Here is a 21,464-nt window from a genome sequence, read left to right as displayed (position 1 = left end):
CCCTGTCGTTCGGGTCTTAGGTGGCCCGAACGACGAGTGGTGCCTCGAGCACGGTGCCGAGTGGTGTGGCCGGGCGATCCCCCGCTTCAAGAAGCGTTCGCATCATCTCGGCAGCCTGCTCGCCAAAGCGAACCGGGTTCATGTCGACCGAAGTGATCGGTGGCGTGTGATATTCCATGATCGTGCTGTCGACCCCTGAAACCAGCTTGATGCTTTCGCCGATCGCGTGGCCGAGGGTGCGAAGCACGCCTGCGATGCGCACGGCGACGCTATCGCCGCAGATGAAGAGACCGTCGCATTCGCCGCCGGATCCAGCGATGATCTCGGCAAGGTTGTCGCGCAACTTGTCGTTTCCTTCGCTTAGGTCGACGTGCAGCACGATCGGATCTATGTGCTGTTCAGCGCACCATTCGCGGTAACGCTCGAGCACGGCGGACGTCCATTGCGAGACGGTTTCGACTATCAGCACGCCTGGCCGTTCGCTGCCGCGTTCACGCATCAGTTCTAGCGAGGCTGCGGTGCTTTTTGCGGTGTCGGACTCTACGACGCCCCAGGGCTGTGGGGTCTCGGGGGGCGGTGGGTCAATGCTCACTGTTGCCAGGCCGCTGTCGAGTATTGCTGCCACGCCGAGGTCGTCTGAGTGGGGTTCAACCAGGATGTAGCCATCGACCGGTGGAAATTCGCGCAGTTCGCCAGAGTCGCTTATTGAGGGCAGCATGACGGGGGAGTAGCCCGAATCGGCGAGGCCGGTGACAACGCCCTTGGTGATTTCGCCGTAGTACAGCGAGTAGTCGTGCAGGCTGCGCGGTGTGTAGATTCCGATCGAGCCGGTGCGTGCGAGGCGCAATGCCCGGCCGCTCTGATTTGGTCGGTAGCCAAGCTGATCTGCGGCTGCCAGTACGGTTGCTCTGGTCTCTTCGGAGACTCCGGGTTTTCCGTTGAGTGCCATTGAGACGGCTGCGGTGGAGAGCCCGGTTGCTTCGGCGACGTCGCGCAGTTTTACCGCCATGGTTTCTCCGTTCGGTCGTCGATCGAGGTGTGCGAGCAGCGGCTTTGCAGCTCGCCGCTTTGCACCGAGTATAGCGAGCCGCTTGCGGGCGTATTGCCCAGAGTTTTCGCGGTTTTTTGGGTCGCGGTTTGACAATCTGGCGCAGCTTCGTTTACTCTCACATCACACAGCTTAAACGATTAAGTAGCTCGTTCATCATCGCGATGATCGAGGCGACAAAGGAGTCTGATGCAGAGCCAAGCTCTCGACCTTGCCATCATTGGCGGTGCCGTCTTCGATGGCGAAAAGTATATCCCCGCACCGTGCGATATCGGAATTCAGGGTGGGCGAATCGTACTTATCGGCGAAGAGGTGCAGGCAGCAATTGCCGAAGGCACCGAGGTTATTGACGCGGCTGGTCGCCTGGTACACCCGGGCATGAACGACTCACACGTGCACCCCATCGAGGCTGGCATGGAAATGCTCGGTTGCAATCTCGCCGATGGCTGGGATCGCGACGACTACCTCACCACCGTTCGCGAATACGTTGCAAGCCACCCCGACGTCGAATGGATCGTCGGTGCGGGCTGGCAGCAGGCTGCGTTCCCCGGCGGGGCCCCGTTGAAAGACGACCTTGACGCCATTTGCAGCGATCGACCCATCATCCTTTCAAACCGCGACCACCATAGCGCCTGGGTAAACAGCGAAGCACTTCGCCGCTGCGGAATCGACGCAAACACCCCAGACCCCTCAGACGGCCGAATCGAACGCGACGCCGACGGTAACCCCACCGGCACACTGCACGAGGGCGCACGAATGCTCGCACTGTCGCACGCACCCCAGCCAACGATCGAGGCAATGTACGAGGGATTCCTGGTCGGCCAGCGCAAGCTTGTCGGCTACGGCATCACCAGCTGGCAAGACGCGCTGATCGGCCAGTACGGAAACCACAGCCCAGAGTTCTACACCGTCTACCGCGACGCCGAAGACCGTGGCGAATTGATTGCGCGAGTGAACGGTGCACTCTGGTGGGAACGCACGCAGGGTGTGGAACAGATTGGTGCCTTCATCGAGCGCCGTGACGCGGTCTCGGGCCGTCGCTTCCGAGCCGACACCATCAAGATCATGCAAGACGGTGTCGCCGAAAATCAGACTGCGGCAATGATCGAGCCGTATCTCGAGCCATACGCGATTCCTGGCGGCTGCGCGCACCGGGTCACCGATAACTCAGGAATTTCATTTGTTGATCCAGAGCGCCTGCGCGAGTACGTCACCGAGCTTGACCGCCAGGGCTTCCAGGTGCACTTCCACGCGCTCGGCGATCGCGGTGTGCGCGAATCCCTCGACGCAATCGAAGCCGCTCGCACAGCAAACGGTGAGGCATCGACGCAGATGCACACCATCGCGCACATTCAGGTCATCTCACCAGATGATGTGCCGCGGTTTGCCCCGCTCAACGCTGACGCCAACATGCAGCCGCTCTGGGCAAGCTACGACCCGCAAATGATCGACCTCACCGTACCGTTTCTCGGTGAAGAACGCATTGCTCACCAGTACCCATTCGCGTCGCTACACGCGGCCGGCGCGCACTTGAGCGGTGGATCCGACTGGCCAGTCACCTCGGCTGACCCGTGGCTCGGTATTCACGTTGCAGTCAATCGTCAAGTGCCGGTGGATCACCCGGACTACAACGAACAGGTGTTCTTCGAGAGCGAGCGGTTGCCGCTTGATGTTGCCCTGCGGGCCTACACGCTGGGTGGAATTGAGACGAACGGTCGCGCTCACGAGGTCGGTTCGATTGCGCTCGGCATGCTCGCCGACGTGGTGATCGCAAATCGAGACCCGTTCACGGCTTCAGCAGACACGATCCACGAGACCAGCGCTGCACGCGTCTATGTAGACGGCGTGCTCGTGCACCACAACGAAGACTAACGTTCCATCCACTTACGCATACGCAAGACATATCTCCTATGAAAGGGACCACCATGAAAAAGAGCCTGGTAGGAATTGCGGCAGTCGCCGCGATTCTGTTCACCGCAGGTTGCTCGGCTGCAGGCGATGACGCCAGCAAGAGCAACGAAGAGACCAACACGGCTAACACTGCTGTCGATCTTTCGAAGCTCGGCGTAAACGAAGCCGCTCAGGCCCTCGTGCCCGCTGACATTGCAGAGCGCGGCACCGTGATCGTTGGTGTCGACGCAACCTACCCACCAAACGAGTTCAAAGATGAGGCTGGCAATGCCATCGGCTGGGAGGTCGATATGGTCGCTGCAGCAATCACCCGCATGGGTCTTGAACCTGAGCTGAAGATTGCAAAGTTCGAGAACATCGTGCCAAATATTGAGCTTGGCAAGTTCGACCTCGGTATCGCCGGTTACTACGACACCCTGAAGCGACAGAAGGACTTCGACGTGGTCGACTACATCTGGGCAGGCAACCAGTTCGCATCGCTTGCAAAGAACACCATTGCCGAAGAGACCGATATTTGCGGCAAGAAGATCGCTGTCGCAAACGGTGGATCAGCACCGCTCTACTACATCCCAGAGGTGCAGAAGAAGTGTGACGCTGCAGGCGCCGGCAAGATCGACACCCTCGGCTACGACACCACCGACGAAATGGTTGCTGCGGTGAACCTCGGCCGCGCGTACGCGCTCGTGGCCGATTCGCCGGTAGTGAGCTACGCAATCAAAAACTCCGAGGGCAAGCTCATCGGTTCGGAAATCTACGAGAACATGCCTTCTGGCGCACCATTCTCAAAGAAGACCGACGGCAAGCTCGCTGAGGCTTTTGCCGCTGCGCTGCAGTCGATGCATGACGACGGCACCTACGATCAGATCCTTGAGTTCTGGGGCGTTGAAGCCGGTCGTTACGACGCAATCACCATCAACGCTGGCGACAAGGACTAACTCGTGACCCAGCCGATCACACAGGTGGTCAATGTGGCGCCGCCGAAGCCTATTCGTGCGGTGCCACTGCGTCACCCCTGGCGTAACTTCTTTGCCGTCGCGCTGATTATTGGCATCGTCGCGTTCATTCTCGACGCTGCGCAGCGTGAAGCGTACGACTGGCCTTCGTTCGCTCAGTACCTCTTTGACGAACGAGTCATGATGGGTGCAGCGAACACGCTTGCGCTTACCGTGCTCGCCATGATCCTCGCCGTAGTTGTTGGCATCATCATCGCAATCATGCGAGAGACCACCAACCCGGTGCTGCGCGGCATCGCGTTTGGCTTCCTCTGGTTCTTCCGCGGCACACCTGTCTACGTACAGTTGGTGTTCTGGGGACTGTTCACGGCGATCTACCAGCAGGTCAATGTTGGTTTGCCATTCACTGAGCCCTGGTTCACCCTTGAGCTTGTTGATGTCATTCCGGTCTTCTGGATCGCTGTGGTCGGTCTTGGTCTGAATGAGGCGGCCTACATGGCAGAGATCGTTCGCGCTGGTTTGCTCTCGGTGGATAAGGGGCAGAGCGAAGCTGCTGATGCGCTCGGCATGAGCTGGTGGCTACGTATGCGCAAGGTTGTCATTCCGCAAGCGATGCGTGTGATCATTCCGCCAACGGGCAACGAGCTCATCTCGATGCTGAAGACCACCTCGCTCGTTACCGCAGTGCCGTACAACTACGATCTGTATACCCGCGCTCGTGATATCTCATCGGCGACGCTGAACCCGATTCCGCTGCTGATGGTTGCCTGCGTCTGGTACCTCGTGTTCACCTCGATCATGATGTACGGCCAGAGCCGACTCGAGAAGCACTTCTCGAAGGGGCAGAACGCGCTGATCGCGAGCAAGCGCAAACGCGCTCGCCGCAAGAGCACGCAAACGCCAGCTATCGCCAGTGAAGGAGCCAGCTCATGAGCGACGTAAAGGTCACTGCACTCGATGTGCACAAGTCATTTGGTGACAACCATGTGCTCAAGGGCATCGACATGACCATTAAACGCGGCGAAGTCGCTTGCTTGCTTGGCCCATCGGGTTCGGGCAAGTCGACCTTCTTGCGTTGCATCAATCACCTGGAAACGATTGACTCAGGTCGTATCGAGGTCGACGGTGAAGTTATTGGCTACCGCGAGCACGGCGACAAGCTGTATGAACTGCATCCAAAGGCTGCTTCGAAGCAGCGCGAAAGCATCGGCATGGTGTTTCAGCGCTTCAACCTTTTCCCGCACATGACATCGCTTGAGAACATTACGTGTTCTCCGATGTTTGTGAAAAAAGAGGGCAAGGCGCAGGCGAAACAGACTGCGCTCGAACTGCTTGAGCGCGTGGGCCTTGCCGATAAGGCTGGCGCTTACCCGGCTGAACTTTCCGGAGGCCAGCAGCAGCGCATCGCGATTGCCCGCGCGCTCGCGATGAAGCCAGATCTGATGCTCTTTGACGAGCCAACCAGCGCGCTCGACCCGGAGCTGGTCGGTGAGGTTCTTGAGGTGATGAAGTCACTTGCTGAGACTGGCATGACCATGATCGTTGTTACTCACGAGATGGGCTTCGCGCGTGAGGTTGCCGACACTGTGACGTTTATGGACGGTGGTGTTGTGGTGGAGCAGGGCACTCCTGACGAGGTGCTTGGCAATCCGCAGCACGGCCGCACCAAGGCGTTCCTGTCTAAGGTGATCTAAACGCACTTTGCACACACAAACGACCCTCGGGAAACCGGGGGTCGTTTGTTATTGCCCCTGGGGTTTGCGAGTCGTGCGAGGGTGCCGATCCAGCGCAACAGATGTCTAGTAAAACCGCCAAATGCCTGAATATCACGGGTTTTTTCTTTTGCACACTTGTTCATCATGATTATGCTTCGAACTATGAAGCGACGATTGTTTCTCAGCACGGCTATTGTCGCAACGGCACTCGGCCTGCAGTCATGTGCAAGTCCCGAGCCACCTCCACCTCCCAAGCCAAAGCCAAAGCCAAAGCCGACACCCACCCCGACCCCCACGCCAACGCCAGAACCCCCGCCCCCGCCCCAGTTCGTGCCGCAGTACGACCTCACCGGCGAACCGCTGTGGGGCCTGCCAGATGAGGTCGGCAATCAGATGGCTTGGACCGTTGACGACGGTGCAAGCCCAGAGGTGGTGCAGGCCTACGCAAACTTCGCACAGCAGACCGGCACCCGACTGACCTTCTTCATAAACGGCATGTACGCCGACTCGTGGGTGCCGGCAGCGGCCACTCTCGCACCAATGATCGCCTCTGGGCAGGTGCAAATCGCAAACCACACTTTCAGTCACGCCTCACTGCTCGACAGCAGCGATGCCGAGATTCAAGACGATCTCATGCGCAACCACGAATTCATTCAGAACACTTTTGGTGTTGATGCACGACCATACTTTCGGCCGCCATACGGTGAGCGAGACGCGCGCACCGACGCGGCAGCGGCTGCCGTCGGCTACACGGCGCCGGTCATGTGGTACGGGTCACTCGGTGATTCTGGCCTCATCTCACAAGAGGTGATGATGCAAGAAGCAGACAAGTGGTTGCAACCCGCCCACATTGTGCTCGGACACGCCAATGCGCCAACCGTCACCGAACTGTATCCGTGGCTGCTCGACCTGCTCGCCGCCCGCGGCATCCAAACGGTCACCCTGAACGACGTGTATCGACGCTAGCGACTTCGTGAAACCACAGCCGCTCTGTTAGTTTCTTTTTGCGCATTCACCCGGGGAGGGGTGAAGCGCGAATAAAGGGGAACAGATGAGCACATCACACACAGCTTTGCCATGCGAACTTGCGGCAACCGGTGGCGCAGCAGAGCCAACCTACCTACTGATCGCAGTGTCAGCACTTTTCATTGTCGGAGGGGCGATCCTACTTGGGCGCCGCAAGTCAGCACTCGGCATATTCGCCATTATCGCGCTCGCCGGGATCGGGATTTCGCTAGCTGGACCGGTCACGGGGGCACAAGCGGCAAGCAGTGCAGACTGTGCACCAGCGAGCGCTGAAACCGAGACGAAGACACCCGGCGTGACCACCGATCCGGGTGAGGTCTGCGTCGCGAAATTGCTTGCAGCCCCGGGAGCCGATCAGCAGCTGAGTTTCGCCTCATACCGTTTCGGCTACGCCAGCGCTTTTTCTTCGACCGATGGTGTGATCGCTGGATTCAGTCCAGAATGGTTAGGCACCGCGACCGAACTGAACGCTGAGATTTCGGTAGCTGGAACCATCACCGAAACCGAAACTCTTGAGGGGCAAGTGGAACGCCCAGAATCGGCTGTGGTGGTGCAGCATCTCGCCTGGAACCCGGGTCTGGGCTCAATTACAGAGCGTGGGATCGCCTTCGCACCAGTGCCGTTTGAAAGCGAAGAACCGGCTCCATTCGACCAGATCGCCGCTCTCTTCCCAGGCATCTACCCGGGCCACCCCGACTTTATTTGGCGCACAGTGGCCGACATTCGGCTCGATTTCACCGTGAATTACACCAGCTGCGGCGAACCGCAGACACTGCAATTCAGTGCGGCCTCGGGTCTTGGGCAAGGGGTCTCCTAGTACGGTGCAGCGCGTACTCCTGCCCCACAAAAACACGTGAAACCCCCGGAGATCCCCGGGGGTTTCACGTGTCATGAGCCGGGTGGACCGGCGATCCAACGCTCTATGCCAGTGAGCGGGCGTGAACCTTTACTTGCTTGACTTTCGGCGAAGCGCAAGCAGAGCGCCAATTGCGAGCAGTGCCGCACCGGCGACGCCGACGCCCCAAGCAGACTCGGCACCGGTGTTGGTGAGTGTGCCGGGTTTAGGGGTGGGTTTTGTCGGATCTACGGGTTTCGTTGCCGAATCCCACTGGGCGTAAAGCGTGTACTCGCCAGCGGCAAGGTTCTCAACCTGGCCGGCAGTGAAGGCAGTGCCGCTGCCGTCTGCTTCGGTGTTCCAGCCGGTGAAGGTGGCCTTGTCGACCGTGAAACCATTTTCGGCGATCGTTACGGGGCGTCCAGTGCCACCAATCAAGCGCTCGGTGTTGCCGCTTACCTGAGGATTGTTGCCCTCGTAATTCACGATGATCGTTTCTTGCCAAACATACGTGCCGGCATCAAGGCGCGAGGCGGTGAAGTTGTAGAAATCTTCATTGGTGCCGTCCCACTTCGTGCGGATCGGCAACGCGATACTGCCAGAACCAATCTCGACCCACTTGCCATTGGCGAGCGGTTCAATCAGTGCGCTTGGAATCCAGAGGTCAACTCCGTCAGGAATAGTGGTTTCATCGCTAATGGTGATGGCGCGCAGCGGGGTCTCGGAGAAGAAGTAATCCATATCGGTGACGCTCTCGGTGTTCCAACCCGAAAGATCGATGGCGGTGAGGTTCGCCATTTCGCCAAATGCGCCAAAGAGGGTCTGTACCTTTTCGACATTCCAGCCAGCGACCTGCACTGAGGACGCACCCGAACGGGTAAAGAGATATTCCATTGTGGTCACCTGCGAGGTGTCCCAACCGGCGGTCTTTACGAGATTCAGCGAGGTGGTGTCAGAGAAGAGTTGCTCCATGTTTGTTACTTTGCCGGTGTTCCAGCCGCTGAGGTCAAGCTCGGTTAGGGCTGAGGCGTAGGCGAAGGTGCCATGCATGGTTGTCGCGCTTGAGGTGTCAAAACCCGAGGGGTCAAGTTTGGTGAGCGCGGTGGTGCCGTAGAACGTGGTTTTGAATATCTCAACTTTTGAGGTGTTCCAGCCGGTGACATCAAGTTCTTTGAGTGAGTGTGCGTTGTGGAAGAGTGCCTCCATGTTCACCACGCTGCTGGTATCCCAATCGCTCACATCGAGAGTTGTCAGACTGCTTACGTCTTGGAACATTGCCTGCATATCGGTCACATTGCCAAGGTCCCAACCTGAGATATCGAGATCAGTGAGTGAGGAATCACCCTGGAACATAAACGCGGTGGTCTCAACATTGCTTGTATCCCAGCCGGCAAGATTCAGCGAGGTGAGGCCGGATGCCTTCCAAAACATCGCGTAGAGGTTGTTGACGCTGCCGGTCTTCCAAGCCGAGAGGTCGAGGGAGGTGAGTTTTGGTGATTCCCAGAACATCGAGCTAAAGGTGGTTGCTGCGGAGGTATCGAGTTGTTCGATGCCCTCAATCGCTACGAGATTTGGCACCTTCGCGAACATTTCGGCCGCATGTGCCGGCAGTTTTGTATTCGCTGGATCCGCGAACACAATGCGGGTGACTTCGTTTTTGAGGGGTTCCCAACCGCGGCTTCCGAGCGTGCCTGGTTCGACGGTCAGTATGCCGTCTTCGAGGCTCCATGGCGCTGTGCCCCAGGTGCCGGTTTCTGCGGCGAGAGCTGTAGGCGATTCTGCGCGAGCGATCGTCGCGGGTGGGGTGGCAGCGGTTGCTATGGTGCCGCAGCTGAGTACGGCAGCGGCAGCAACCGTTGCGCCAAGGATGGTGGGTAGTAGTCGCATGAAAAACCTCCTGGGTAATGCAACGTTCAGGGAGGCCGCCACGCAGGACTGTTTTTCCAACTAGCTGACCAAAAAAGCCCTAGTTCTGAAGTTACTCCTGCTCGGGAAGAAATTCAAAGCGGGCAAATGTTGCAACAAAGAAGCATTCAACACACTCGCAAAAACTGCCGAAAACGACAAAACCGCCGGGCGAACCGGGGGTTATTCTCGTGACGCTCTGCAGCTGTCATTTTTATAGTTTGGGCAAGATCCACCGCATGAACGGAGAGCCCGTTGCTCTCAGCCGCTGAGCCGGAAAGCACCTTCCTGCTACACGCCACGCGCGTTCGGCGACGTAGCGTGCAACGCGGGAACACGTTGTTTTTTGGCCGACGAAGAAATCAAAATCTCCAGTCTCCTCGTTCTCGTTTCTTCGCGCTTTGCGCTCATCACCCACCAGACTGCGTCCCGAATGTACGAGGGCGAGAACTCCGAGAAGATCTCCCAGGCGCGTTGATGCTGCTGAAATCTCTGCGCATAGACAGGATCGAGCTCAACATTTCGTGTCTGGGAGGAATAGCCCTCAGTGTCCTTTCGGCTCTGATAAAGGGCAATGCCTTCCGGCCGCATTTTCCCATCGAGAAGCAAGGCCTCAACCTTTTTCACGTTTACGGCACTCCACACGCTGTTTGGCTTGCGAGGCGTGAAACGGACCTTATAGCTGTCGCTGTCCACGCTCTTTCTGAGGCCATCAATCCAGCCAAAACACAGCGCGACATCGACTGCTTCAGGCCAGCTTTGACTGGGTTTCCCTGACCCTTTTTTGTGAAATAAGATCCACACTTCTGGCGTGTGCTTGTGGTGCATTCCTAGCCAGTCGCTGAACGATTCAGCATCAGCAAAAAATAGAGTCTCAACCATTCTGGACCTTAGGCGCTGGGGGTCTGTGTGAGCCATTCTATGATCGCAGGCGTGACCTCGCTGTGGCGCTCCTGATGAACCCAGTGGCCACTGTCAAAGCTCATCTCTTCAACCTTTGGCACGAAGTCCGAAAGTTGTTCTGAGCGGGCAACGGCGTCGCGAAGCCCATAGATCATGAGCGCTGGCTGCTGGATAATAGGGTCAGCATCGGCCAGAAGATGCCAATTGCGGTTTAGGTTTCGGTACCAATTGATTCCGCCAGTGAACCCCGAGCGGGTAAACGCGGACGAATATACTGCCAGCTCTTGCTCGGTGAGCAGCGGCTGCCCGAGCGGATCACTATTTTTGGCAATCTCGATCATTGCCATACCCGGCTTTGGCGGCAGAAGTGGTTCGTCTCTGCGGTAGAGATTGTTGAGAAAGCGTGCAGGATCAGCATCAAAGACAGCGTCCGCGACACCTGGTTGTTTATTGAAATGCACAAAGTAGTAATCCTCCCCAAGCACGGCCTCCATGAAATCGAGCCAGGGCATCTCGCCCCGAGCAAGATACGGCAGGCTCAGTGCCACCACCCGGTCGACGCGTTTTGGATAAAGCAGGGTAAAGCTCCAGACGATGAATGTGCCCCAGTCGTGACCCATGAAAGTTGCGCTGGTGTATCCGAAATGATCAAGCAACGCGGCGAGGTCACCGGTGAGCTTTGAAATATCGTAGTCAACAATTTCTTCGGGGTTGGCTGAGCCGCCGAACCCTCGTTGATTTGGCGCGATCACGTGGTAGCCGGCGGCGACAAGGGCTGGTATCTGGAATCGCCAGGTGTACGCCAGATCGGGCCAGCCATGACACAACACAATTGGGTTTCCTGCGTTCTCGCGGCCTGCCTCAAACACCTCAAGCTCAACCCCGTTGACGGAAATGATGCTGGCGTTAGGGAACGTATTCTGATGAGTTGTCATGTTCATATCTCCAAGGTAATTCAGTAAATAGGACAACTATTGACCGGTTTTAGTGAAAAGCTATAGATTATGAAATCCGATCGTTTAGTGGCCATCCTTTTGATGCTGCAAAGACGCGAACAAGTCACGGCGGCCGAGGTTGCGCGGGAGCTTGAGATTTCAGAGCGCACCGCCCGGCGAGACCTTGACGCGCTCGGTATGGCAGGGGTGCCTATCTATTCGGTCCAGGGGCGATCTGGTGGCTGGCGTCTTTTGGGTGGCGGCAAGACCGATCTCTCGGGGTTAACCGAGAGCGAGGCTCGCGCATTGTTTTTGACCGCAGGGCCCTCGGTCGCCGCGGAGGGGGCGGCGCCGGAGCTAAAGGCTGCTCTGCGAAAGCTTGTGCGAGCGTTGCCTGAATCTTTTCGTTCACAAGCCGAGGCCGCCGCCTCTTCAACGATTGTTGATGCGCAGCCTTGGGGGATTGAGCGCGAGGCGGTGCCGCCGTCACCGCTCCTTGAAGAACTGCAGACCGCAGTGATCCGCGGCGTGCAAGTGAAACTTGACTACACCGACAGCTCAGGTAAAAGATCTGCGCGGACGGCCCATCCGCTCGGGCTCGTGTCAAAAGGCGCGAACTGGTACCTGCTCGCTCACACCGAAAAAGGGCAACGTACCTTCCGCCTTGATCGGATAGTTTCCGTCGTGTTGAGCGACGCGCCCGCGCAACGTGCAGATGACTTTGATCTTGCGCGAAGCTGGCGGGAAATCAAGGACCACACTGAGCGCTATCGCCCACCGATAGAAGTTCATGCGGTCTGCGCCCCAGAGGGGCTCAGCTTCCTTCGAACCGCGCTGAATGACAAGCTTCAGATTGGTGCGGCGCTGAGCGATGGACGGATTCCCGTTGTCTTTCATGCTCCGAGCGAGTACGGCATCGCTGGGCATCTTGCAGGTCTTGTCGAGTGGCTTGAAATCAGTAGCCCCCAAAGCGTGCGTAAGCACTTAGCGGCGATTGGTGTGGCGCTCAGTGAGCGCTATGCAGAGGAGGCCTGAGGCGTTAATAGTCCATCGCGGACGTCTTCGGGTCTTACCCCAGATAGCCGTTGAAGGAAGCTGATCAAACGCAGACCGGGCAAAGCAAATGTTTGAGACGTCGCCCGTTTGCGCAGCAACGAAGAGAGCCATGTAGTACACAATGAAAGAACCCCTGGTGAAACCAGGGGTTCTTTTGGTAGCTGAGGCGGGGCTCGATCCCGCGACCTCACGATTATGAGCGCGTTGGCTGACAATCTTGAAAATGCAGGCCAGGTGGAACGATCAATTGACTCTCTGCCAAAGGTTGTTTCGCTCTCTGAATTCCGAACCAACCGGTTGCTTCGAGTTGGATAACGTTTAGGTCTAGTTGTCCGAGCCGTGCCCGAAAAATCGTATACCATCTGCCAGATTTTCATTTTGAGCAAGATCAAAATCGACATTGCGATGGGGGAGCGCTGCGGGAGGGACCAATGGACAGTCGGCAATCGCTCCTAGACCAATTTGGCAAGGACTTCGACAGAACAGCGTCACCAACGTACAAGGCGCAATCCTTAAAGCTACTCGACCGGTACTTACCCGTTTGTGGAATTGAATCAATTACAAATCAACGGCTAGAAGTTTTCTTCCGAAGATCAGCTGCTATCTGGTCAATTTCGTACCTTCGCAAAGTTCATCGAGTGGCTCAGGTCTTTTTTCACTGGGCTGCGCAGAGAGAACTGATAGCCAGCAATCCCATGGTTGGGTTGGCGCGAGCGATTGACTTCGTTCCTCATAGGGCGGAAACCGTCACTTCGCCCTTGCTTCTTAACTACGCGTTGCACTTGCGCTCGATAAACCGGGCCGAGGAGACGGTTACTCAACGGCTGGGTGACATCCGGCGTTTTGCTGGAACGAAGGATCCGCTTTTGGCAACGCCTCAGATGCTTGGTGAGTACTTGCGTGAAAACAAATACCGGTGGAGTCAGGAGTACAGAAGGAAGATCCGAGCCTCTTTCGTTTCCTTCTATGGTTGGGCGCTCAAAGCTGGATACATCTCCACTGATCCAACTATCGACCTACAGAGCATTCGACCGGGTAAGCCTCCACGCGCCCCAATCCTAGAAGACGACATGTTTGACGCTTTTTACTCAGCGGGGTTAGAAGTTCAAACCACTATCGCGCTTGCAGGATCTCTGGGAATGCGAAGAAACGAAATTACAGTTCTTCATACCCGTGATCGAGTCGGCAGGACTCTTACGGTTCATGGGAAAGGCGACAGAGTCCGGTTCGTGCCGCTGAACGATCTAGCTTTAGAGCTCTTGGTAGAGCTGGAGCGACGACAAGGAAGTGGGTACTACTTCCGAAACCAGAAAACGGGGAAGCACCTGCATCCCTCGACCGTATACAAACGAACGAAGGCGTATATTGGGAATTGGTGCCTGCACTCGCTACGGCACAGAGCTGCAACGGTGGGGTTGCGCAAAGGTGGAAACATTCGGGAGATTCAAGAGCTCCTTGGGCATTTAAGCTTGAGCACTACGCAGATCTATGCCGCTGTCACGTTTGACGAGCTTGCGAATGTGACAACGTCTACGTCCTGGCCTAGAGCAAAAGGGCAAGACGGTCCGCCAAGCAACCGAGTAACCGTGGACCTCGACAATCTAAGTGAATTCGAGTTGGCACTTATAGCCGATGCAATCAGCAGACACCTGCGAAATGGACAAGCTGCGGCATAATGAAAGAACCCCTGGTAAGACCAGGGGTTCTTTTGGTAGCTGAGGCGGGGCTCGATCCCGCGACCTCGCGATTATGAGTCGCGCGCTCTAACCAGCTGAGCTACTCAGCCACATCTCTGTGCGTTGCTTTAGGCAACCGTAGAAGACTATCACCTGGTGTGCGTTTCACGCCAATTCTTGAAGCTATTCCGCCACCGAGGTGTGTCGGAAAGCCTAGTCGTGGAACAACTTTTATGCACCGCAAGTGCATTCTTTCGGACACGCTTCGCGTGCTGTTCATATTTCTTTTTCCTTTTGCGCAAGCGCATTTTACGTTCCATCGCTCCGCAATCAACCGGCTTACTGCCTCGCCCGTCACTGCGTGCCGCGCGTTGCCAGCTTGACGCCGGTGGACAGCTCCGTGCTGTCTCTAAGGGTGATGAATCACCCAAAAGGGAAAAGAAATTTGATGTGGAGGATGCGCGAGAGAGTGCGTCTTACATTCAGGAGGACATCATGGCAATCACCGTCTACAGCAAGCCAAGCTGCGTGCAGTGCAAATCAACGTATCGGGCTTTGGATAGCAAGGGCCTCGATTATGAGATTGTCGACCTCACCGAAGACGCTGAAGCTCTTGAACTGGTGAAATCACTCGGATACCTCAGCGCACCAGTCGTGATAACTGACACCGATCACTGGACAGGTTTCCGTCCCGATAAGATCGCGACCGAAGCAGCAAAATGAGCCGCAAAGTAGTGCTCCCCGCACCAGTCATGGAGCAGCTTGAAATTCTCGCTGAGCAACTGCAGCTCGGGGAGATTGGGTTGCAAGATCTCCCTTCCCCTGTTGCCGCTTTTTTCTATCTCGGTGAGACCTCAGCCAAGGTCACCGCGAGTGAGACAATCGAATCTCTCGAACAAGAATGCGACCGCTACTATCTGGCCGCGTTCACCCCGGCGCAGCGTGATGCAGAGTACCGCCGCCGCTTCATTGCAGCGAACGAAGCTGAAGCTCTCGACTGGGAAGCTTGACCCGCTTCCCAGCCGAGCTGCCGCTTATGGCTTCGCTCCGTATGACTGGTGAGGCGTTTCGCTCCCCAGCTCCACGTTTGAAACGCTACGCACATATGCAGCGTCAGTGTATTCAGAACGGGTTTTCATTGCTGGTTCCGAACGCGGCTTCACCCGGGTCTTTCAGCATTTCCAGCAGCTCGTGGTTATCGGCCTCGCGATTATCAATCCACCACTTTGCCCGATCAATCTTCCGCACAAGATCGAGCACCTCACCATCAAACTCCGCCTCTGACATGCTCCCGCCTTCTACGAAGTCGGCATACAAACCCCGCAACATGTTGAAACGGGTCTGCAACGCCCAAGACGCCTGTTTCGGACTGCCCTGCAGTATCGGCAGATTGCTCTGTTCCTGATCCTCTTCGGCGGCCGCCATCTCCGCTTCACGCTCTGCTTTGATTTCAGCTGACACTTCCCTCTTCGACGTCCGCTTCCAACATTCGGTGCATTTCTGTTTTGCAAGCCAGCTCGCGTAACTTCTGCGGTCGCCAGCAGGTTTCGCTGACAAGTCACGATCTTCTTGGTGTCCGCAAGCGAAAGTGATTTCAGTGATGGCGTTGGACATTTTGGAACTTCCTTACTTTTGTTTTTTAGTTGGCACTTGTCGTGTCGTGTCGTGATCTGTCGCAATGTCGCTGCGCTGCGACAGACCGTTTTATGGGCGAGACGGGACTTGCATCCGTGTGATGCGACAAGCCATGTCACCGAGCTTGAAATACTGCGGCACCCACTCGGCAGTGTTCGCCGCGACATCAACCTCTTGTCCATTCACGAGAACGACAGTGCCGTTGGATGAGGCGAGGTCTGCGACATGCCACTGCGCCTGTGTCGCGTCATAGGTGAGTCGCGCGTGCGACTTTGAGACTGTGCGTGTCTTGTCGTGGATCTTTACTGCGGCTTCACCCAATGTCGCTTCTGGGTCGCGCCCGATGACGCAAGAGACATGTGGGAGGGGGATGATGTCGCCCTGTCCTGTCTCAACAACCCACGCCCACCGCGTCGACGCTTTCCGAAGTCGTGTCGCATCGTTTTCGGCGTGCGTGAAAATGTCCTCAGCATCATTCGCGACATTGGGCGAGTGAGCGACTTCAACATTTGTCGCCGCAGCGGCACCTGGTGCCGCGCTCGCGACATTGGTCGCCACCCAGGGTGCGGACGAACTTGCTTGCTGTTGCACGAGCGTCTGATCGAGTGCCGGTTGTACCTCGACATTCGACTCTGCCTCTGTGGTGGTGATTGCGGCACCAGCGATCATCGTGTCCGCTCTCGGTGAGGTGTCCGGTCGGTGTTCCTTCGGGAGCACCTTGCAAACCGGACAAGGTTCGGTCACGGTGTCGTCCACCAAGATCAGTGAATAGCAGAACCAGCAGTTAGTGAGACTCTTCATGCTTCACGAAGCCTGCCGCCGCGCACTTCTTTATTGCCACAAGCCGAGTGCAGATGGTCGAGAGTGGCGAGGGCCGAAGCACAGGCAGAGCAGCCGGGAAACAGGAGCTAGAGAGCCAGGAGAGAGGAAGCAGGGGAAACCTCGGCGGAGCCGGAGGTTTGGGGTACACGACTGGCATTTGAGGATGCACCCGTTTCACGTTCCGTGACACGCCACTGCGCGAGCTACCCCTTCGAGTAGCAGTCCAAGTGACGAGCACTTGGGCTTAAGCGAAAGAAAACAAGATGAAAAACACAGGTCGAATCAAGCTGCTCTTCATGGACTCGTCCCAACGAAAGAGCAGAGAAAACGAACACCTCATCCGAGACGTGGAGACTTACGAAAAGGCTCCTACGCATGTTGAGCATGAACGTCTTCTCGTGAGGATCCAGCACTTCTACCGGGAGCCGAACGTTGCTGATTTCTTTGACCAAGAGGGGTGCCTACCGCTGGTCAACGCCGCACCGTATCCGATGAAGCAGCATGAAGCCTTCAGGTTTCAACTCTGGCTGACCGGTACATGGATACTCGTGAGCTTCGGACTCTGTGCCGCTTCGAAGTTCTGGTTCAGCGACAACACCTGGCTGATCGCAGCAGCAGTCATCTCTGCAGCACTGGTCTTTATTTTTCCGATAGTGGCGGATGCAATTTGGTCGCGGAGGCTCCCAGACGACATTCAAGAACGCCTTCGCTTGGTCAATGTCTTTGAGGAGCTCCGCAGGACGGAGGTGTGGCGAAGCGAAAGACGAGCCAAAGAAGAGGCAGCAAACCGTCGAGTCTCCCGCGCTGCACAAGCGCGACGGAAGTTCAAGCGGACTCATGAACGAGTGACCCCAGCGTCGATTCTCCTGCGTCGTCGCGACACGACAAAGTAAGCCGACACTTGTGGCGAAGACCAGGGAACAGCGGGCTTGGGAAGCTAGGCAGTGGGATGCTGCCCGGAGACATATGCCGCGCGGGATCGCGCACCCAGCAGAACCAGTAGACGATCTTGGACTCTGGCAGATCCCGTGCGAGCGCCCAGGATGCGACACGACATTTGTCACGAAGACAAAACAGCGCCGCTACTGCAGCGACACATGTCGCCGCGAAGTCGAAGCGACACGCAAACGACGAATGGGCACCATCTCCAAACTTGTCGCCGCGACATGCGCCAGAGAATCATGCGACATCGTGTTCGTGCCCAGACAGTCGAGACATCGGTTCTGTTCCACAGAATGTCGTGTCGCATCGTGGCGACATTCAGGGCAAATCACGTTGTCGGTGTGCCTGGAATGCGGCACCCCTCTCGTGTCGCCCACGACACGGACACGTTACTGCGGTGCGACATGTCGCAAACGAAGCTCGCGCCGCCGAGCACAACTAGGAGACACGAAATGCTAACTGTCGCACTCATCGGAGCCAACCGTGAGGCATGGAAGTACCTGTACGACACCGTGCAGGAAGAACAACCACGGTTCATGACAGGCGACAAAGCCGCCTACTATTTCGCGGACGGCACCCCACCCGGGGTGTGGCGCGGCCGCGGGCTTGCCGCACTCGGAATCAAAGACGGTCGTGTCGCCAAAGAGGGACAGCTCGCGCTCCTGTTTGGTGAGGGGAAAGATCCACTGTCCGAAGTGCAGCTCGGCAAAAAGTTTGCGACCCCAGTGCCGGTTGAAGAACGCATCGCAGCTCGCGTTGAACAAGAACTCGACGCGACAATGACGACAGAGGAACAGACCGCGAAGCTGGAGTCGATCGAGCGTGAAGAACTCGGCCGGAAAGAAACCCAATCCGTTGCCGGGTTCGAGTTTGTATTCTCCCCGCCCAAGAGCGTGAGTAGCTGGTGGGCGCTGGCCGATCCAGAAATGAAGGGGCAGATTCAAGCTGCACACCAGGCCGCGATGGACGCGACATTGGAGAAGCTGGAAACCGACATCATCCGCACGCGCACCGGCACGGACGGAATCGCGCAAGCACACGTCCAGGGCGTACTTGCTGCCACGTTCAACCACTGGGACTCCCGCGAGGGAGATCCGCAGCTTCACACCCACATGCTGATTTCTAACCGTGTCCAAGGCGTCGACGGAAGGTGGCGAACGATCGACTCACGCTGGTCATTGATGCCTGCTGTCTCCACAGCCGGCGCATATTACGACACCGTACTGATGGACGAGATCTCAAACCGGTTCGGTGTCGAATGGACGACGCAGAAAGCGCTTGAACACCCGAAGGAATATCGACAGTACCTGGTCGATGGGCAGCGCGCGGACACTCCTGCAGCCAGGCACCAATTCGCGCTCGATATGGGAGAAAAGAACGGGGCAGTGAAGTGGCAGATCGACGCAATCCCGCAGGAGCTGAACGACGAATACTCGACCCGTGCGAAACAAGTGGCCCGTGAGAAAGACCGCATGATTGCCGAGTACGTGGGGAAATACGGCAGGGCGCCCGGTGCAAGCGAGGTGATCAGAATCAGGCAACGTGCGACGCTGCGCACGAGGAACGTGAAGAAAGCACAATCTCTCAAAGGCCTCACCAGTTCATGGCGTGAACGTGCAAGAAAGCATGTGGGCGACAGTTTCTCATTCGCTGATCGAGTACGCGATACGCACCGTGCCCGGTTGAACGACCTGCCGTTGTGGTCATTCCGGCAGGACGACGTGGACGACCAGGCCGTGCTCGATGCAGCAGAACTGGTGCTGCACGAGCTGGCAGGAACACGATCAACCTGGAAGACGCGAAACGCTGAAACAGGTGCCCTGCGCGCCATCGCTGGGTGGCGATTTCGCAGTCCCGAAGATCGTGAGCTCGCGGCACGGCGCATCACCGAAGTCGTGCTCTCGCAAGCGATTCGTCTCACTCCAAAGAATATGCTCCGCACCCCGAATGCGTTCCGCACCGCAAACGGCGAAGACATGTTCCACCCCGAAGCGAGAGATCTCTACACCACGCGCGAAGTGTGGGATGCAGAAGAACGCCTCCTCGCAGCAGGAAACACCCTCACCGGCCCAAGAGTTACTGAAGCAGACATCAGCGAACGGCTCTTCACTCCAACCGGGGAAAAACAGCGGGTGCTCTCTCCCGACCAAGCAGCAGCCGTCGCGAATATCGCAGCGAGCGGCCGAGTCGTCGACGTGCTCGTGGGGCCTGCCGGTGCAGGGAAAACAACGAGCCTTGAAAAGCTCCTAGAACTTTGGCAGCACACACACGGCGAAGGCAGCGTTCGCGGGCTTGCCCCAACCGCACGAGCTGCGGAAGTGCTCGCCGAATCCCTCAAGATCGAGACGGAAAACACGGCGAAATGGTTGCACGAACACCGTGCAGCGGAAACACGAAACGAGGAGGTGCAAGACGAATTCTCGATGCGAGAAGGCACGCTGGTGATCGTTGACGAAGCCTCGCTCGCTGGAACGATCGCACTTGATACGCTCCGCGAACAAGCAGCACAGGCAGGCGCGAAACTCCTTCTCGTGGGCGACTGGGCGCAGCTCGCAGCGGTCGACTCCGGTGGCGCATTCGGACTACTCGCCCAGAGCCGTGACGACGTGGCGGAACTCGTGAACCTGCACCGATTCAAAACCGAATGGGAAGGCGACGCCTCAAAGCTCCTGCGACTCGGCAAGACCAGTGGGCTTGACCCGTACATCAAGCATGATCGAGTGAAATCAGGGTTCGAAGAAACAATCATTAGCCAAGCCGTCGACGCATGGAAGAACGACGAAGCCGCGGGCGACAAGGACTCGGTGTCGCTCTTGATCGCACCTCAAAACGACATGGTGGAGCGGCTGAACACTCTGGCCCGGGACTGGCGGATCGAGATAGGCGAAGTCGACGCGACACGAGAAGCGACAATCATGTCCGGTGTCGCCTCACCCGGCGACAGGATCGTCACCAGACAAAATAAGCGGACACTGCGCACCGACCACGACCGTTGGGTGAAGAACAACGACGAATGGATCGTCTCGGACATTCTCAAAAGTGGCGATATTGTCGCTGTCGCAGGCGAAGAAACTGTCGTGCTCCCCGCAGACTATTGTGCCGATCATGTGCAACTCGGATATGCGACAACCGCACACCGGTCGCAAGGCCGCACTGTCACCACGGCCCACTTCATTGTCGATTCATCAACGACACGAGAAACGTTCTATGTCGGAATGACTCGCGGGAAGCAAGCAAATCATGCCTATGTCGTAGTCGATTCCGACACCAGTATCGGCGACAAGTCGGCGACACCAATGTGGACAAGCTGGCGCGACATTCTCGAACGTGCCGTCCTCACAAAAAGCGGTGACCTGTCCGCCCACGACACCGGACAGGAAGAAACCGAACGCGTCACCTCAATCAGACAGCTCGTGGCCGAGCACCAATCACTCATCGTGCACGAGCTTGAAAAAGAGCACCTCCCAAAACTCGAAGCGCTGGATCTTGTCGACGACACCCATGAATCGCCCTACCTAGGCTCAGTCCTCGCCAACATTCGCAGGCTCGAAACCCTCGGCCAAGACCCACAAGAAGTGATCCCCGTATTGTTGGCAAAACGCGAACTGGAAACAGCGGTAGATAAGCTCGCGGTGCTGCACTACCGATTGGCGAAGCATCTTGAACGCTCGGAACTGACGATGCCGAAGATAGCCGGCATCATCGAGCAAGCACCACGAGTCGGCGACGCAGAGATTCGCGCCGCGATTGAAGACCGGGAATACGCAATCCAGCTCCGCGCTGAACAGCTCGTGGATCAAGCCATCGCAGAAAATGCGCCCTGGCTTGAAGAAATCGGGCAACCCGATTTTGTGAACACTGAAGAATGGCGCCGTAAAGCTACAGCCGTAGCTTGCTTTCGCGACCTTTACGGAGTCAAGGGGGACAGCGCGCTTGGACAGGAAAAAGGCGTTGCAAAGAACCGCGATCGTGATTACCAACTGCTGCTGGGATTACTGGAAGCGAGCGCGTTTCATCAGTCCAGAGCAAACTCATCTCATCATGATTCACCTGAGATGAGACCGAAGCCGACACTCAACTACTAGTCGAATCTTTGGAAGAA

General features: G+C 57.2%; 17 protein-coding genes and 1 tRNA gene. 11 read left to right on the top strand and 7 right to left on the bottom strand.

From position 1 onward, the window contains the following. Nucleotides 1-16: 16 nt before the first annotated feature. Nucleotides 17-1,009: a LacI family DNA-binding transcriptional regulator gene (locus QBL02_RS03935; RefSeq protein ID WP_282725050.1), complete on the bottom strand. Its 993-nt coding sequence runs from the start codon at nt 1,007-1,009 to the stop codon at nt 17-19. Between the two features lie 228 nt (nt 1,010-1,237). Between QBL02_RS03935 and QBL02_RS03930 the strand changes: the two genes are divergently transcribed. From QBL02_RS03930 to QBL02_RS03905, 6 genes are all read left to right on the top strand, one after another. Then, nucleotides 1,238-2,920, top strand: coding sequence for an amidohydrolase (locus tag QBL02_RS03930; protein WP_282725049.1), 1,683 nt, complete (start codon nt 1,238-1,240; stop codon nt 2,918-2,920). Between the two features lie 53 nt (nt 2,921-2,973). Next, a complete protein-coding gene (locus QBL02_RS03925) occupies nt 2,974-3,894 on the top strand; it encodes a transporter substrate-binding domain-containing protein (protein ID WP_282725048.1) in 921 nt (306 codons plus the stop codon). 3 nt (nt 3,895-3,897) lie between these two features. Then, the gene (locus QBL02_RS03920) at nt 3,898-4,845 is read left to right on the top strand and encodes an amino acid ABC transporter permease (RefSeq protein ID WP_282725047.1); all 948 of its coding nucleotides are present in this window, start codon (nt 3,898-3,900) and stop codon (nt 4,843-4,845) included. Then, nucleotides 4,842-5,606, top strand: coding sequence for an amino acid ABC transporter ATP-binding protein (locus tag QBL02_RS03915; protein WP_282725046.1), 765 nt, complete (start codon nt 4,842-4,844; stop codon nt 5,604-5,606). The genes QBL02_RS03920 and QBL02_RS03915 overlap by 4 nt, the downstream gene beginning before the upstream one ends. Nucleotides 5,607-5,771: 165 nt before the next feature. Then, nucleotides 5,772-6,593, top strand: a complete 822-nt coding sequence (locus QBL02_RS03910) for a polysaccharide deacetylase family protein (protein WP_282725045.1) — start codon at nt 5,772-5,774, stop codon at nt 6,591-6,593. An 85-nt stretch (nt 6,594-6,678) separates the two neighbouring features. Further along, nucleotides 6,679-7,470 carry a hypothetical protein gene (locus QBL02_RS03905; protein ID WP_282725044.1) on the top strand — a complete coding sequence of 264 codons (792 nt, stop codon included), beginning with the start codon at nt 6,679-6,681 and terminating at the stop codon, nt 7,468-7,470. A 129-nt stretch (nt 7,471-7,599) separates the two neighbouring features. Here QBL02_RS03905 and QBL02_RS03900 read toward each other — a convergent pair whose 3' ends face one another. From QBL02_RS03900 to QBL02_RS03890, 3 genes are all read right to left on the bottom strand, one after another. Then, on the bottom strand, nt 7,600-9,375 hold the full coding sequence (locus QBL02_RS03900) for a BspA family leucine-rich repeat surface protein (RefSeq protein WP_282725043.1): 1,776 nt from the start codon (nt 9,373-9,375) through the stop codon (nt 7,600-7,602). A 309-nt stretch (nt 9,376-9,684) separates the two neighbouring features. Then, complete coding sequence (locus tag QBL02_RS03895; protein WP_282725042.1) at nt 9,685-10,275, bottom strand: YdeI/OmpD-associated family protein; 591 nt, start codon at nt 10,273-10,275, stop codon at nt 9,685-9,687. Between the two features lie 8 nt (nt 10,276-10,283). Next, nucleotides 10,284-11,231 carry an alpha/beta hydrolase gene (locus QBL02_RS03890; protein WP_282725041.1) on the bottom strand — a complete coding sequence of 316 codons (948 nt, stop codon included), beginning with the start codon at nt 11,229-11,231 and terminating at the stop codon, nt 10,284-10,286. 69 nt (nt 11,232-11,300) lie between these two features. Here QBL02_RS03890 and QBL02_RS03885 point away from each other — a divergent pair, with 69 nt between their 5' ends. Continuing rightward, nucleotides 11,301-12,266 carry a YafY family protein gene (locus QBL02_RS03885; RefSeq protein WP_282725040.1) on the top strand — a complete coding sequence of 322 codons (966 nt, stop codon included), beginning with the start codon at nt 11,301-11,303 and terminating at the stop codon, nt 12,264-12,266. Nucleotides 12,267-13,996: 1,730 nt separating this feature from the next. Here QBL02_RS03885 and QBL02_RS03880 read toward each other — a convergent pair. Further along, nucleotides 13,997-14,073 (bottom strand) — tRNA-Met (locus QBL02_RS03880). A 385-nt stretch (nt 14,074-14,458) separates the two neighbouring features. Here QBL02_RS03880 and nrdH point away from each other — a divergent pair. Next, the gene (nrdH, locus tag QBL02_RS03875; RefSeq protein WP_282725039.1) at nt 14,459-14,686 is read left to right on the top strand and encodes a glutaredoxin-like protein NrdH; all 228 of its coding nucleotides are present in this window, start codon (nt 14,459-14,461) and stop codon (nt 14,684-14,686) included. Next, nucleotides 14,683-14,973 carry a hypothetical protein gene (locus QBL02_RS03870; RefSeq protein WP_282725038.1) on the top strand — a complete coding sequence of 97 codons (291 nt, stop codon included), beginning with the start codon at nt 14,683-14,685 and terminating at the stop codon, nt 14,971-14,973. Before nrdH ends, QBL02_RS03870 begins: the two co-directional genes overlap by 4 nt. 112 nt (nt 14,974-15,085) lie before the next feature. On the opposite strand, the gene QBL02_RS03865 is transcribed toward QBL02_RS03870, so the two are convergent. Next, nucleotides 15,086-15,577 (bottom strand): hypothetical protein, encoded by a 492-nt coding sequence (locus tag QBL02_RS03865; RefSeq protein WP_282725037.1) that lies wholly within the window; start codon nt 15,575-15,577, stop codon nt 15,086-15,088. Nucleotides 15,578-15,667: 90 nt separating this feature from the next. Continuing rightward, the gene (locus QBL02_RS03860) at nt 15,668-16,399 is read right to left on the bottom strand and encodes an FHA domain-containing protein (RefSeq protein WP_282725036.1); all 732 of its coding nucleotides are present in this window, start codon (nt 16,397-16,399) and stop codon (nt 15,668-15,670) included. A 284-nt stretch (nt 16,400-16,683) separates the two neighbouring features. On the opposite strand from QBL02_RS03860, the gene QBL02_RS03855 reads away from it, so the two are divergent. Next, nucleotides 16,684-17,313, top strand: coding sequence for a hypothetical protein (locus tag QBL02_RS03855; protein ID WP_282725035.1), 630 nt, complete (start codon nt 16,684-16,686; stop codon nt 17,311-17,313). Between the two features lie 501 nt (nt 17,314-17,814). Next, nucleotides 17,815-21,447 (top strand): MobF family relaxase, encoded by a 3,633-nt coding sequence (mobF, locus tag QBL02_RS03850; protein WP_282725034.1) that lies wholly within the window; start codon nt 17,815-17,817, stop codon nt 21,445-21,447. The last annotated feature ends 17 nt before the right edge of the window (nt 21,448-21,464 follow it).

Origin of the sequence: Leucobacter sp. UT-8R-CII-1-4, assembly GCF_030010235.1 — a bacterium.
Taxonomy (GTDB): domain Bacteria; phylum Actinomycetota; class Actinomycetes; order Actinomycetales; family Microbacteriaceae; genus Leucobacter.
Note: the sequence above shows the minus strand (reverse complement) of the source record. Positions and strands in the feature narration are given on the sequence as shown.

What these genes read in the sequence shown, in the direction of transcription:
- QBL02_RS03870 (WP_282725038.1), top strand. Translation starts at nt 14,683, where the DNA reads ATGAGCCGCAAAGTAGTGCTCCCCGCACCAGTCATGGAGCAGCTTGAA.
- QBL02_RS03935 (WP_282725050.1), bottom strand. Translation starts at nt 1,009, where the DNA reads ATGGCGGTAAAACTGCGCGACGTCGCCGAAGCAACCGGGCTCTCCACC.
- QBL02_RS03925 (WP_282725048.1), top strand. Translation starts at nt 2,974, where the DNA reads ATGAAAAAGAGCCTGGTAGGAATTGCGGCAGTCGCCGCGATTCTGTTC.
- QBL02_RS03860 (WP_282725036.1), bottom strand. Translation starts at nt 16,399, where the DNA reads ATGAAGAGTCTCACTAACTGCTGGTTCTGCTATTCACTGATCTTGGTG.
- QBL02_RS03890 (WP_282725041.1), bottom strand. Translation starts at nt 11,231, where the DNA reads ATGACAACTCATCAGAATACGTTCCCTAACGCCAGCATCATTTCCGTC.
- QBL02_RS03910 (WP_282725045.1), top strand. Translation starts at nt 5,772, where the DNA reads ATGATTATGCTTCGAACTATGAAGCGACGATTGTTTCTCAGCACGGCT.
- QBL02_RS03900 (WP_282725043.1), bottom strand. Translation starts at nt 9,375, where the DNA reads ATGCGACTACTACCCACCATCCTTGGCGCAACGGTTGCTGCCGCTGCC.
- QBL02_RS03915 (WP_282725046.1), top strand. Translation starts at nt 4,842, where the DNA reads ATGAGCGACGTAAAGGTCACTGCACTCGATGTGCACAAGTCATTTGGT.
- mobF (WP_282725034.1), top strand. Translation starts at nt 17,815, where the DNA reads ATGCTAACTGTCGCACTCATCGGAGCCAACCGTGAGGCATGGAAGTAC.
- QBL02_RS03930 (WP_282725049.1), top strand. Translation starts at nt 1,238, where the DNA reads ATGCAGAGCCAAGCTCTCGACCTTGCCATCATTGGCGGTGCCGTCTTC.
- QBL02_RS03855 (WP_282725035.1), top strand. Translation starts at nt 16,684, where the DNA reads ATGAAAAACACAGGTCGAATCAAGCTGCTCTTCATGGACTCGTCCCAA.
- QBL02_RS03885 (WP_282725040.1), top strand. Translation starts at nt 11,301, where the DNA reads ATGAAATCCGATCGTTTAGTGGCCATCCTTTTGATGCTGCAAAGACGC.
- nrdH (WP_282725039.1), top strand. Translation starts at nt 14,459, where the DNA reads ATGGCAATCACCGTCTACAGCAAGCCAAGCTGCGTGCAGTGCAAATCA.
- QBL02_RS03895 (WP_282725042.1), bottom strand. Translation starts at nt 10,275, where the DNA reads ATGGTTGAGACTCTATTTTTTGCTGATGCTGAATCGTTCAGCGACTGG.
- QBL02_RS03905 (WP_282725044.1), top strand. Translation starts at nt 6,679, where the DNA reads ATGAGCACATCACACACAGCTTTGCCATGCGAACTTGCGGCAACCGGT.
- QBL02_RS03865 (WP_282725037.1), bottom strand. Translation starts at nt 15,577, where the DNA reads ATGTCCAACGCCATCACTGAAATCACTTTCGCTTGCGGACACCAAGAA.